General features: G+C 62.5%; 10 protein-coding genes. 5 read left to right on the forward strand and 5 right to left on the reverse strand.

All coding sequences use genetic code 11. The features are described from left to right. Positions 1 to 2 precede the first annotated feature (2 nt). From sucD to lpdA, 5 genes are all read left to right on the forward strand, one after another. A complete protein-coding gene (gene sucD / locus KUG85_RS12050; protein ID WP_065818107.1) occupies positions 3 to 905 on the forward strand; it encodes a succinate--CoA ligase subunit alpha in 903 nt (300 codons plus the stop codon). Positions 906 to 1,039: 134 nt separating this feature from the next. Beyond that, positions 1,040 to 4,027, forward strand: a complete 2,988-nt coding sequence (locus KUG85_RS12055; protein ID WP_223005411.1) for a 2-oxoglutarate dehydrogenase E1 component — start codon at positions 1,040 to 1,042, stop codon at positions 4,025 to 4,027. Between the two features lie 21 nt (positions 4,028 to 4,048). After that, positions 4,049 to 5,590, forward strand: coding sequence for a 2-oxoglutarate dehydrogenase complex dihydrolipoyllysine-residue succinyltransferase (odhB, locus tag KUG85_RS12060; RefSeq protein ID WP_223005412.1), 1,542 nt, complete (start codon positions 4,049 to 4,051; stop codon positions 5,588 to 5,590). A 68-nt stretch (positions 5,591 to 5,658) separates the two neighbouring features. Beyond that, positions 5,659 to 6,414 (forward strand): SDR family oxidoreductase, encoded by a 756-nt coding sequence (locus KUG85_RS12065; RefSeq protein ID WP_223005832.1) that lies wholly within the window; start codon positions 5,659 to 5,661, stop codon positions 6,412 to 6,414. Between the two features lie 32 nt (positions 6,415 to 6,446). Next, entirely contained in the window at positions 6,447 to 7,853 is a 1,407-nt protein-coding gene (gene lpdA, locus KUG85_RS12070) for a dihydrolipoyl dehydrogenase (protein ID WP_223005413.1), read from the forward strand. 56 nt (positions 7,854 to 7,909) lie between these two features. Here the strand turns inward: lpdA and KUG85_RS12075 are convergent, their stop codons facing one another. From KUG85_RS12075 to KUG85_RS12095, 5 genes are all read right to left on the reverse strand, one after another. After that, the gene (locus KUG85_RS12075) at positions 7,910 to 8,113 is read right to left on the reverse strand and encodes a hypothetical protein (protein WP_223005414.1); all 204 of its coding nucleotides are present in this window, start codon (positions 8,111 to 8,113) and stop codon (positions 7,910 to 7,912) included. A 73-nt stretch (positions 8,114 to 8,186) separates the two neighbouring features. Continuing rightward, positions 8,187 to 9,260, reverse strand: coding sequence for a TraB/GumN family protein (locus KUG85_RS12080; RefSeq protein ID WP_223005415.1), 1,074 nt, complete (start codon positions 9,258 to 9,260; stop codon positions 8,187 to 8,189). A 67-nt stretch (positions 9,261 to 9,327) separates the two neighbouring features. Further along, complete coding sequence (locus KUG85_RS12085) at positions 9,328 to 10,269, reverse strand: tyrosine recombinase XerC (protein ID WP_223005416.1); 942 nt, start codon at positions 10,267 to 10,269, stop codon at positions 9,328 to 9,330. Between the two features lie 120 nt (positions 10,270 to 10,389). After that, on the reverse strand, positions 10,390 to 12,201 hold the full coding sequence (locus tag KUG85_RS12090) for an ABC-F family ATP-binding cassette domain-containing protein (protein WP_223005417.1): 1,812 nt from the start codon (positions 12,199 to 12,201) through the stop codon (positions 10,390 to 10,392). 3 nt (positions 12,202 to 12,204) lie between these two features. Next, positions 12,205 to 12,852, reverse strand: a complete 648-nt coding sequence (locus KUG85_RS12095; RefSeq protein ID WP_223005418.1) for a thiamine diphosphokinase — start codon at positions 12,850 to 12,852, stop codon at positions 12,205 to 12,207. Positions 12,853 to 12,904 lie beyond the last annotated feature (52 nt).

Raw genomic sequence — 12,904 nt, forward strand, 5'->3', positions numbered from 1 at the left:
AGATGTCCATTCTCGTCAACAAAGACACCAAGGTCCTGGTGCAGGGCCTGACCGGCAAGACCGGCACCTTCCACACCGAGCAGGCGCTCGCCTATCACGGCACGCAGATGGTCGGCGGCATTCACCCCAAGAAGGGCGGCTCCACCTGGACCGGCCAGGGCGGTGAAGAGCTCCCGATCTTCGCATCCGTTGCCGAAGGCAAGGAAAAGACCGGCGCAAACGCGTCCGTGATCTACGTTCCGCCAGCAGGCGCAGGCGCGGCCATCATCGAGGCCATCGAGGCGGAAATCCCGCTCATCGTCTGCATCACGGAAGGCATTCCAGTGATGGACATGGTCCACGTGAAGGCGAAGCTCGAGAAGTCGAACTCGCGCCTGATCGGCCCGAACTGCCCCGGCGTCCTGACGCCGAACGAGTGCAAGATCGGCATCATGCCGGGCAACATCTTCCAGAAGGGTTCCGTCGGCATTCTGTCGCGCTCGGGCACGCTAACCTATGAAGCGGTGTTCCAGACCACCAATGAAGGTCTCGGCCAGTCGACCGCGGTCGGCATTGGCGGCGATCCCGTCAAGGGCACCGAGTTCATCGACGTTTTGGAGATGTTCCTTGCCGATGACGAGACGAAGTCTATCGTGATGATCGGTGAGATCGGTGGTTCGGCGGAAGAAGAAGCTGCCGAGTTCCTGCGCGACGAGGCCAAAAAGGGTCGCAAGAAGCCGATGGCCGGCTTCATCGCGGGCCGCACCGCCCCTCCCGGACGCACCATGGGCCACGCAGGCGCCGTGATTTCCGGCGGCAAGGGTGGCGCAGAAGACAAGATCGCGGCGATGGAAGCAGCCGGCATCAAGGTTTCGCCCTCCCCGGCGCGCCTTGGCCAGACGCTCGTCGAAGCGATCAAGGGTTAGTTAAAGGTGAATAGGGAGTAGCGAATAGCGAATAGATCCATTGGGCGGCGCGATGATCGCGCTTCCCCTACTCGCTGCTCGCTATTCGCTACTCGCCCATGCAAGGAGCCGGAACGCGGGTTCCGGAAATCAACATGGCACGGCAAGATCAGGCCAACGACCAGATGTCGCTTACCTCGTTTCTCTATGGTGGCAACGCCGCCTATATCGAGAAGCTCTACGCCAGCTATCAGGACAACCCGGCTTCCGTCAGCGAAGACTGGCGCGACTTTTTCGGCGCGCTCAAGGATGATGCCGCCGATGTGAAGAAGAACGCCGCCGGTGCGTCCTGGAAAAAGAAGAATTGGCCGCAGGCTGCCAATGGCGAGCTTGTCTCCGCGCTCGACGGCGACTGGGGCGCGGTCGAAAAACACTTCGACGTCAAGATCAAAGAAAAGGCTGCGAAGGCCGGAGCACAGCTCTCTCCCGAAGAGACGTTGCAGGCGACCCGCGATTCCGTCCGTGCCATCATGATGATCCGCGCCTATCGCATGCGCGGTCATTTGCATGCCGACCTCGACCCGCTGGGCATTGCCAAGCCGCTGGAAGATTACAACGAGCTGTCGCCGGAGGCCTACGGCTTCACGGAAGCCGACTACGACCGCCCGATCTTCATCGATCATGTGCTCGGTCTGGAGACGGCCACAATCCGCCAGATGCTCGACATTCTGAAGCGGACCTATTGCTCGACGCTGGGCGTCGAGTTCATGCACATCTCCAACCCGGCCGAAAAGGCGTGGATCCAGGAGCGCATCGAAGGACCCGACAAGGGCGTCGAGTTCACCGCCAACGGCAAGAAGGCGATCCTGCAGAAGCTGATCGAGGCCGAAGGCTTCGAGCAGTTCATCGACGTCAAATACAAGGGCACCAAGCGCTTCGGCCTCGACGGCGGTGAAGCGCTGATCCCGGCGCTCGAACAGATCATCAAGCGCGGCGGCCAGATGGGCCTGAAGGAAATCGTTCTCGGCATGGCCCACCGCGGCCGCCTTAACGTGCTTTCCCAGGTCATGGAAAAGCCGCATCGCGCCATCTTCCACGAGTTCAAGGGCGGCTCCTTCGCTCCCGACGATGTGGAAGGTTCAGGCGACGTGAAATACCATCTCGGCGCCTCCTCAGACCGCGCCTTCGATGGCAACAATGTCCACCTCTCGCTGACGGCGAATCCGTCACACCTGGAAATCGTGAACCCGGTGGTGATGGGCAAGGCCCGCGCCAAACAGGACCAGGTGTTCGGCCGCAAGCGCGAGGAAGTGGTGCCGCCGGAAGAGCGGGCGCGTGTCATGCCGTTGCTGCTGCATGGCGATGCCGCCTTTGCCGGCCAGGGCGTTGTGGCCGAGTGCTTCGGCCTGTCGGGCCTGCGCGGTCACCGCGTTGCCGGCACCGTGCATTTCATCATCAACAACCAGATCGGCTTCACGACCAACCCGCGCTTCTCGCGTTCCTCGCCCTATCCTTCCGATGTGGCGAAGATGATCGAGGCACCGATCTTCCACGTGAATGGCGACGACCCGGAAGCGGTGGTCTATGCGGCGAAGGTTGCGACCGAATTCCGCATGACCTTCCACAAGCCGGTCGTCATCGACATGTTCTGCTACCGTCGCTACGGCCATAACGAGGGCGACGAACCGGCATTCACCCAACCGATCATGTATCGCAAGATCCGCAAGCACACGACGACGAGCGAGATCTACGCGAAAAAGATGCTCGAAGAAGGTCTGGTCACCGAAGCCGACATCGAGAAGATGCGCGCCGACTGGCGCTCGCACCTTGAAGCCGAGTTCGAAGCCGGGCAGGCTTACAGGCCCAACAAGGCCGACTGGCTGGACGGTGTCTGGTCGGGCCTGAAGAAGGCCGACCACGCCGACGAGCAGCGCCGTGGCAAGACTGCGGTTCCAGTCAAGACGCTCAAGGAAATCGGCAAAAAACTGACCGAAACCCCGGAGGATTTCGAGGCGCACCGCACGATCCAGCGTTTCCTGAAAAACCGCAAGACGATGATCGACGAAGGCGCCGGCATCGACTGGGCAACGGCCGAGGCACTTGCCTTCGGCTCGATCCTGCTCGAGGGCAACCCGGTTCGCCTCTCCGGACAGGACTCCGAGCGCGGCACCTTCTCGCAGCGCCACTCGGTGCTCTATGACCAGCGCGACGAGAACCGCTACATCCCGCTCAACAATCTGGGGCCGCAGCAGGCCTATTACGAAGTCATCAACTCGATGCTTTCGGAAGAAGCCGTTCTCGGCTTCGAATACGGCTTCTCGCTCGCCGAACCGCGTGCGCTGACGCTGTGGGAAGCTCAGTTCGGCGACTTCGCCAATGGCGCGCAGGTGGTGTTCGACCAGTTCATCTCTTCAGGCGAGCGCAAGTGGCTCAGAATGTCGGGCCTCGTCTGCCTGCTGCCGCATGGCTATGAGGGCCAGGGTCCGGAGCACTCCTCCGCCCGTCTCGAGCGATGGCTGCAGATGTGCGCCGAGGACAACATGCAGGTCGCCTATTGTTCGACGCCTGCGAACTACTTCCACATCCTGCGCCGCCAGTTGAAGCGCGACTTTCGCAAGCCGCTCATCCTGATGACGCCGAAATCTCTGCTGCGTCACAAGCGCTGCGTGTCTACGCTCGCTGAGCTTTCGGGCGAAAGCGCCTTCCACCGTCTCCTGTGGGACGATGCGGAGCATCTGGACGGCGAGAAGATCAAGCTGGTCAAGGATTCGAAGATCCGCCGCGTCGTCATGTGTTCCGGCAAGGTCTATTACGATCTTTACGAAGAGCGCGAGAAACGCGGCATCGACGATGTCTATCTCCTGCGTGTCGAGCAGCTTTACCCGTTCCCGGCCAAGGCTTTGATCAACGAGCTTTCGCGCTTCAAGAATGCGGAGATGGTGTGGTGCCAGGAAGAGCCCAAGAACATGGGTGCCTGGTCCTTCATCGACCCGTATCTGGAATGGGTCCTGCAGCACATCGAGGCCAAGAACACGCGCGTGCGCTACACCGGCCGTCCGGCCGCGGCATCGCCCGCAACCGGCCTTATGTCGAAGCATCTGGCGCAGCTCGAGGCTTTCCTCGAAGACGCGCTCGGCGAATAGAACGCGACGGAGAAAAACGACATGGCGACCGAGATTCGGGTTCCCACACTGGGCGAGTCCGTGACCGAGGCAACCATCGCCCGCTGGATGAAATCGGTGGGCGACACGATCGCCACCGACGAGCCGCTCGTCGAGCTGGAAACCGACAAGGTTTCCATTGAAGTGCCGGCCCCCGCTGCCGGCACGCTCGACGAGATTGCCGTTCAGGAAGGCGAAACCGTCGAAGTCGGCGCGCTTCTCGGCATGATTGCCGCGGGCGATGGCGCCGGCAAAGCAAAACCAGAAACCAGTCAGGCCGGCGAAAGCTCGTCCGGTACCAAAGAAACCCAGGAGGCAACCATGGCCGGCGGCGGAAAAATCGTCGAGGTGAATGTTCCATCGGCGGGCGAATCCGTCACCGAAGCCCAGGTCGGCGAGATCTACAAGAAGGTTGGCGACGCGGTCAAAACCGATGAAGCCATTCTTGAGCTCGAAACCGACAAGGCGGCTCAGGAAGTGATGTCGCCGGTCGATGGCGTGATCACTGAGATGGTGGTTGCATCGGGCGACGAGGTTGAAGTCGGTGCGCTTCTCCTGCGCATCGAACAGGGAGCCTCTGCCGGCGCCGCAGCGCCCAAGGCCGACAAGCCGGCCGAGAAGGAAGCCCCCGCGGCGAAGAAGGATGACGACGGCGGACGTCCGCCCGCACCCTCCGCACAGAAGATGATGACCGAAAAGGGCATGAAGGCCTCGGACGTTGCCGGTTCCGGCAAGGATGGCCAGGTGCTGAAGGGCGATGTGCTGGCAGCGCTTGAAGGCGGCGCACCGAGTTCACCGGCTGAAAAGCCCAAAGCAGCCCGCCCGGCCTCTCCGGCCGAGGATGGCGAGCGCGAAGAGCGCGTGAAGATGACACGTCTGCGTCAGACCATCGCGCGCCGCCTAAAGGACGCGCAGGACACTGCCGCCATGCTCACCACCTTCAACGAGGTGGACATGACCGCGGTCATGGAGATGCGCAAGAAGTACAAGGAGCTCTTCGAGAAGAAGCATGGCGTGAAGCTCGGCTTCATGGGCTTCTTCACCAAGGCGGTGTGCCATGCGCTGAAGGAAATCCCGGCTGTGAATGCCGAAATCGACGGCACGGACATCATCTACAAGAACTTCTGCCATATCGGTGTAGCGGTCGGCACCGACCGTGGTCTCGTCGTGCCGGTGGTGCGCGATGCCGACCAGATGTCGATCGCCGAGGTGGAGAAGGAAATCGGTCGTCTGGGTCTCGCGGCCCGCGATGGCAAGCTCTCCATGGCTGACATGCAGGGCGGCACATTCACCATCTCCAATGGCGGTGTCTACGGCTCGTTGATGTCGACCCCGATCCTGAATGCGCCGCAGTCGGGCATTCTGGGCATGCACAAGATCCAGGAGCGGCCCATGGTGGTCGGCGGCCAGATCGTCATCCGCCCGATGATGTATCTCGCCCTCTCCTACGATCACCGCATCGTGGACGGCAAGGAAGCCGTGACCTTCCTCGTGCGCATTAAGGATGTGCTTGAGGATCCCGAACGTCTGGTCCTCGACCTCTAGAAAACGGCGGGGCGCGGAAGGCAGATGCCTTCCGCGCCCTCGTCCATCCGGCGAGATCGGGAATGGCGATGATGCAGGCAGCGAAAACACTTCTGGTGACAGGCGGAAGCCGCGGCATCGGCGCTGCGATCTGCCGGCTTGCCGCAGATGCGGGTTACCGCGTCGCGGTCAACTATGTCGCCAACCCTGACGCAGCCGAAACGGTCGTCCGCGACATCGAACAGGCAGGTGGCGAAGCCTTCACCGTCAAGGCTGACATGGCCGAGGAAAGCGAAATCCTGGCCATGTTTGAGGCCGTTGACCGGCGCTTTGGCCGGCTCGATGCTCTTGTCAACAATGCGGGCATTGTCGACCGCAAGGCGCGCGTCGACGAAATGGACCTCGCTCGCTTCGAGCGTATGATGCGTATCAATGTGATCGGCACGATGCTGTGCGCCCGCGAGGCGGTGAAGCGCATGTCCACACGCCACGGCGGCAAGGGCGGTGCCATCGTCAACATATCTTCCATCGCCGCAGTGCTTGGTTCGGCAGGCGAATATGTGGATTACGCAGCCTCCAAGGCAGCGGTCGATACCTTCACAATGGGGCTTGCCCGCGAAGTTGCTGAGGAAGGCATCCGTGTCAACGCCGTGCGGCCCGGCATCACCGATACCGAAATCCACGCCTCCGGCGGCCAGCCGGACAGGGCGCAGCGGCTTTCGGGTCTGATCCCAATGAAACGGCCTGGCACGGCAGAGGAAATCGCCCGCGCCGCGCTCTGGCTTCTCTCCGATGAGGCGTCCTACTCCACGGGCGCCATTCTCAATGTCAGCGGCGGCCGATAGCCGACGCAACGGAATTCAGGAAAGGCACGAACATGTCCTATGATCTCGTCGTGATCGGCACCGGCCCCGGCGGCTATGTCTGCGCCATCAAGGCGGCTCAACTCGGCCTCAAGACAGCTGTTGTCGAGAAGCTCTCCACCCATGGCGGCACCTGCGTCAATGTCGGCTGCATCCCCTCCAAGGCGCTGCTGCACGCCACGGAAATGTTCGCGGAAGCCGGCCACGGTCTTGCCGATCTCGGCGTCGAGGTGAGCAAGCCCAAGCTCAATCTCAAGAAGATGATGGAGCATCGCGTCAAGACGGTCGAGCAGAACACCAAGGGTCTCGACTTCCTGATGAAGAAGAACAAGATCGATGTCCTTCGCGGCTTTGGCAGCATCGCCGGCAAAGGCAAGGTCAGCGTCAAGGGCGACGACGGCAAGGAACAGACTGTCGAGACGAAGAACATCGTCATCGCCACCGGCTCCGACGTCGCCGGCATTCCTGGCGTCGACGTGAAGTTCGACGAAAAGGTGATCGTCTCCTCCACCGGCGCTCTGGAGCTTTCCAAGGTCCCTGAGCACATGGTGGTTGTCGGGGGCGGCGTGATTGGCCTGGAGCTGGGTTCCGTCTGGGCCCGCCTCGGCGCCAGGGTGACCGTGGTCGAATATCTCGACACCATTCTTGGCGGCATGGACGGTGAGGTCGCCAAGCAGTTTCAGCGTATGCTCGGCAAGCAGGGTTTCGAGTTCAAGCTCGGCGCGAAGGTCACGGACGTTACCAAGGCCGGCAAGGGCGCGAAGGTCACTTTTGAGCCGGCAAAGGGCGGAGACGCCGAAACCGTCGAAGCAGATGTGGTTCTCGTTGCGACCGGCCGCAAGCCGTACACAGAGGGCCTTGGCCTTGATGCCGTGGGCGTGGAGCTGGATGAGCGCGGCCGTGTAAAGACCGACGACCATTTCAAGACGAATGTCGATGGCATCTACGCCATCGGCGACGTGATTGCCGGTCCGATGCTGGCGCACAAGGCCGAGGATGAAGGCGTCGCCGTGGCCGAGATCCTCGCCGGACAGGCCGGGCACGTGAACTATGATGTGATCCCCGGCGTGGTCTACACCAGCCCGGAAGTCGCCTCCGTCGGCAAGACGGAAGAAGAGCTGAAAAAGGCCGGCGTGGAATACAACGCCGGCAAATTCCCCTTCTCGGCCAACGGTCGCGCCCGCTCCATGCTCAAGACGGACGGCTTCGTGAAGGTGCTCGCCGACAAGAAGACGGATCGCGTGCTGGGCGTTCATATCGTCGGCTTCGGCGCCGGCGAAATGATCCACGAGGCAGCAGTTCTGATGGAGTTCGGCGGCTCGTCGGAAGACCTGGCCCGCACCTGCCACGCGCACCCCACCATGTCGGAAACGGTCAAGGAAGCGGCTCTCGCCACCTTCGCCAAGCCGATCCACATGTGATCCGACAGGAATTTACAGACAACAGGGCCCCGGCGCGAAAGCTTCGGGGCCTTTTTCTATCCGTCGTCGCCCATGGGTACACTGTCGGAGACGGTGTCGGACGTCCCGGTGACGTCCTCGCCGAAAAAGCCGCTTCCTGAAATCGCCATGAAAGCGAGGATCACGATCGCCGCTCCAACGGCGCCAATCACAAAACCCCGTGTTCCCTCCGAACCGGCAGAACGATGTTGGGGTTTCTTTTTGTGGTTTTCGTCCTGCATGACAGCGCTCCAAATGACGCTCCCCAACGCCGACGGAAAGATAACATGCAATTAGTTAGCCGGAACCCCAAATTTACCGGACACCCTCGACGGTATAACCGTCCGCACGCAGGAGTTCGATGAGCCCTTCCTCACCGGGCAGATGCAGCGCCCCGACGGCGATGAAGGCATTGCCTTCATTCAAAATAGGCCGCGCCCGTTCGGCCATCGTGCCGTTGCGCGCTTTGACCATGGCCCGATCGAAGGCGGCGTAATCCCCTGATGCACCCTGCTGTTCGGGGATCGCAACGCGGATCAGCGGCCAGAACATGCCAGTCTCGCCTTCGGCATAGAGCGACACCATGGTTTCCATCACGTCGTTCAGGCCGTCGCCAAGCGCCAGCGTCTCCACCAGGCCGCGCACATGCATGTCCATGGGCAGGGAGGCCATGGCATCCAGTTGCTCAACCGCCGTCTCGAGGCCCAGAAGCTCTTTGCCGGCGTTCTGGGCATCCTCTGCGAGCTTGAGATCCAGGATCGGCATACCAGCTTCCTTGCGCTCGATCTCGCAGACCGGCAGCGCCACCAGCGAGATCAGCATCCAGGGCTTCATCTTCTTGACGCTGGCAAACGGTATGCCGCGCGCCTTGAGTGCATCCGCCACCGCCTCACGCTCCGCCTCATCGAGGTGATCGCCAAGCGTTTCCTTGCCCGTGAACATCATCAGGTCCGGCCGTTTGAACATCGCCGCGGCCATCTTCGACTGATCGAGAATGTCGGTGGTCTCGATAACGACACGCTCCGCCCCGTCGAAAGCTTCGCGGGCATCCCTGGGGAGCGTGACCACGCGCGGGTCGCTCATATGCATGGTGCCGAAAAGATAAGAGGGCGCAACGCCCTCCTTCTCGACCCGCCAAAGGAGTCCGCTGCCATTCGGCGTCTCCGCCGCCTGTCGTCGCACCTCTTCAAGCGCGGCCGGGTTCTCTGCGGCGAGTTCCGTCAGGAGGTTTGTGCCCGAACAGACAATTTCATCCGCCTTTGCCGGCTTCGCCATCGACAGGCCGAGGACTAGCGCCAGAAGCAGGAAAAGCGGAAAGGCAGCAGCGCACAGAAAAAGGCGGTCAACAAACCGCTCGGTCGCGGTGGTGGCTTTTGCATGCGTTTTCATGGTGCCACGCTAGCGGCAAATCCCGGCGAAACCGTTAATCCGCCACCACAAATTGCGAGCAACGGCTTCAGGCCCGCGGATGGGCGGCATCGTAGATTTCGAGAAGCCGCGCCGTGTCCACGCCCGTATAGACCTGCGTCGTGGAGAGGCTCGCATGGCCCAGAAGCTCCTGGATCGCGCGCAGATCGCCGCCGCGCCCAAGAAGATGCGTGGCAAAGGAATGCCTGAGCGCATGCGGCGTTGCCGTCTCCGGCAGGTTGAGCGCGGAGCGCATACGCTTCATCTCGCGCTGAATGATGGCCGGTTGCAAAGCGCCGCCACGCGCGCCGCGAAAAAGCGGCCCGTCTGCCTCCAGATGATAAGGGCAAAGACGCTGATACTCGACGACCGCCTCGGCAGATACCGGCAGCACCGGCGCAAGCCGTGTCTTGCCGCCCTTGCCGGTGATCCTGAGCGCGCCCTGGCGCAGTTCCCCGACCTGGCCGCCCAGAAGCCCCAGCGCCTCCGAAATGCGAAGTCCGGCTCCATAAAGCAGCGTGAAGACGGCGGCATTCCGCGCCGCGATCCATGGCTCTTCGGCAAGTTGCCCCTCGCCCGAGGCAACCTTGCGCGCATCGGCGGCCGTTAGCGGCTTGGGCAGCGCGCGCGGAGCACGCGGCGCCTTCAGCGCAGCCGCAGCCGCCGCGTTCACCAGCCCCCGACGCTCCAGATAACGCAGAAACGAGCGAACCCCGGCAAGCCCGCGCCCGAGCGTGCGCGCTCCCGCCCCCCTGCCCCGCCGAAAGGCCAGAAAGGCGCGCAGGTCCGCCGGGCGCAGCTCGGCAATGTCAGCGAGACCCGGTGCCTCGCCGCAATGCCCTGTGAGAAACTGCAGAAACTGCCGCGTGTCGCGCTCATAGGCATCGACGGTCAGCGCCGAAAGACGCCGCTCATCGGCCAGCGAGGCAAGCCACTTGGCACGGGCCTTCTGGAGGTCGAGCTTTGTGGAAATGAGGAAATCCTGGTCCATGCGCAGCATTCTGAACCAGTCCGGTTAGCGAGCGGTGAAGGCGGGCGAATGACGGCTTCCTTCCCCCCGCCTGCGGGGAGAAGGGGGCTTTGAAGTCGGCGTCCAAAAAAGCAGGAGCTGCTATGCGCCCTCGACCTCCTCGCGCAGCATTTCTAGTTCCAGCCACTCTTCTTCCATCTTCTCACGGCTGGCGCGCGCGGTGTCCAGCTCTTTGGAAAAGCGCTGAAAAGCGGCTGCATCCCGCGTGTAGAGGTTCGGATCGGCGAGTTTCTCTTCTAATGCCGCCATCTCATCCGCCAGCTCATCAATCTTCTTGGGCAGTGTCTCCAGCGCAAACTTCTGCTTGTAGGAGAGCTTCTTGGCAGCCGATTTGGGCGCGCCCGCATTGCCGGCTGGCTTCGCCTTCTGCTGCTCGGCACTACGGGTCTTGCGCCGCTCCAGCTCCTCGCCCTTGCGCTGCGCCATCATGTCGGAATAGCCGCCCGCATACTCGATCCAGCGGCCATCGCCCGCAGGCGCAATGGTGCTCGTCACCGTACGGTCGAGGAAATCGCGGTCATGGCTGACGAGCAGCACCGTGCCGGGAAAGTCCTCGACAAGCTCCTGCAGAAGGTCGAGCGTCTCCATATCGAGATCGTTTGTCGGCTCATCGAGAACCAGCAGATTGGCCGGCCGTGCGAGGAGCCGGGCCAGAACCAGCCGCGCGCGCTCACCGCCCGAAAGCTCGCGGATCGGCGTGCGCGCCTGCTCCGGTTTGAACAAGAAGTCCTTCATGTAGGAAACGACATGTCGCTCCTGCCCGTTGACGACGACGCTGTCGCCGCGCCCGTCGGTCAGGAAGTGAGAGAGCGTCTCCAGCGGATCGAGCGCTCGCTTCTGATCCAGAATGGCGATTTCCAGATTGGCACCGAGCCGCAGCGATCCCTCATCGGGCTCAAGCTTGCCTGTCAAAAGGTTGATAAGCGTCGTTTTGCCGGCGCCATTGGGCCCGACAAGACCAACCCGGTCGCCACGCAGAATGCGCGTGGAGAAGTCCTTGACCACCTGCAGTCCGTCATAGGCTTTGGCGAGCCCCTTCGCCTCGATGACGAGCTTGCCGGATTCGGCAGCATCACTGGCCGCCATGGTCGCCACGCCTTCCGCGCCGCGGTGGCTGCGGTGTTTCTCGCGCAGCGCCTGCAACTCTCCCAGACGGCGCACATTGCGCTTGCGGCGCGCGGTCACGCCATAGCGCAGCCAGTGCTCTTCGCGCTCGATCTTGCGGGCGAGCTTGTGCTGCTCGCGTTCTTCCTCTTCGAGCACCTGATCGCGCCAGTCCTCGAAGTGAGCGAACCCCTTGTCGAGCCGCCGCGTCACACCCCGGTCGAGCCACACGGTTGCGCGGCTTACCTTTTCCAGAAATCGGCGGTCATGCGAGATGGTGACCAAAGCGGAAGAGGTCCGCTGCAACTCTTCCTCAAGCCACTCGATCGTGGCGAGATCGAGATGGTTGGTCGGCTCATCGAGCAATAGCAGATCCGGCTCCGGCGCAAGCACGCGCGCAAGTGCCGCCCGCCGCGCCTCACCGCCCGACAGTGTCGCCGGATCTTCATCGCCCGTGAGCCCCAGCCGGTCGATGACCAGCGCCACCCGGTTGATGTCGTCGGCAGGGCCGAGCCCCGCTTCCACATAAGCGCGCACGGTCGCAAAGCCCTGCCAGTCGGGCGTCTGCGGCAGGTAACGTATGGTTGCCGTCGGCTGGCGAAAAATCTCGCCATCCTGCGGCTCCACGAGCCCGGCGGCAATCTTCAACAGGGTCGACTTGCCGGAGCCATTCCGCCCCACCAGCGCAAGCCGCTCGCCGGGGCCGACCATCAGCGAGGCACTGGCCAGCAGCGGCGTGCCACCGAAGGTCAAACGAATATCATCCAACTTTAAAAGGGGCGGCGCCATGGTTCAGCGTTCTCCGTCATTCAGTAGATGCGCCATGAACAGCGCCCGGCCCTTCATGAGCGTGATGGAAAGGCCGCCATCCACCAGATTGGAAAGCGTGAGCGAGGAACCGAAGGGCACCTCCACGGCATCGAGCGGCCATTTCGCGCCTTCGACCGTGAGGCCGGAAAGCTCCGAAAAGCCGAGGATCGAAAACAGTGTGCCATCAGCATAGGCGAAGCTGTGGCGCCGCCCCGGGACGAGCGGCACGCCTTCCTGATGCCCGCTCGTCAGCTTTGCGGCAATGCCGCGTTCGGAGAGCTGCAATGCCTGAGCGAAATGCAGGAACATGTGGTCGGCCCGTTCGCCTCCGAAGGCACCGGCCAGCAAAAGGCTTGTTGCCCCGGCCTCCAGAGCTGCCGCAATCGCGATCTCGCCGTCGGTCTTGTCCTTCTCGGAGGGGAAGGTGCGGCGCGCCACGTCGGCATAGGCATTCTCAAACCCGTCGGGCACGGAATCGAAATCCCCCACCCATAGCTCGGGCTTCACATCCAGAAGCGCAGCATGGCGCATGCCCGAATCCGCTGCGATGATGCGGCTGTCGGCGATTTCGGCATCGAGGGCCGGTGTCCGGGTGAGGTCTCCGCCAAGGAGAAGGGTAAATCGGCTCATGGGCGAGGCCCATATCATGCCGGCGGGCCAGCGCCAACGGCGTTTGCGCCAT

The sequence above is a fragment of the Nitratireductor rhodophyticola genome, assembly GCF_019891355.1.
GTDB lineage: Bacteria > Pseudomonadota > Alphaproteobacteria > Rhizobiales > Rhizobiaceae > Nitratireductor > Nitratireductor rhodophyticola.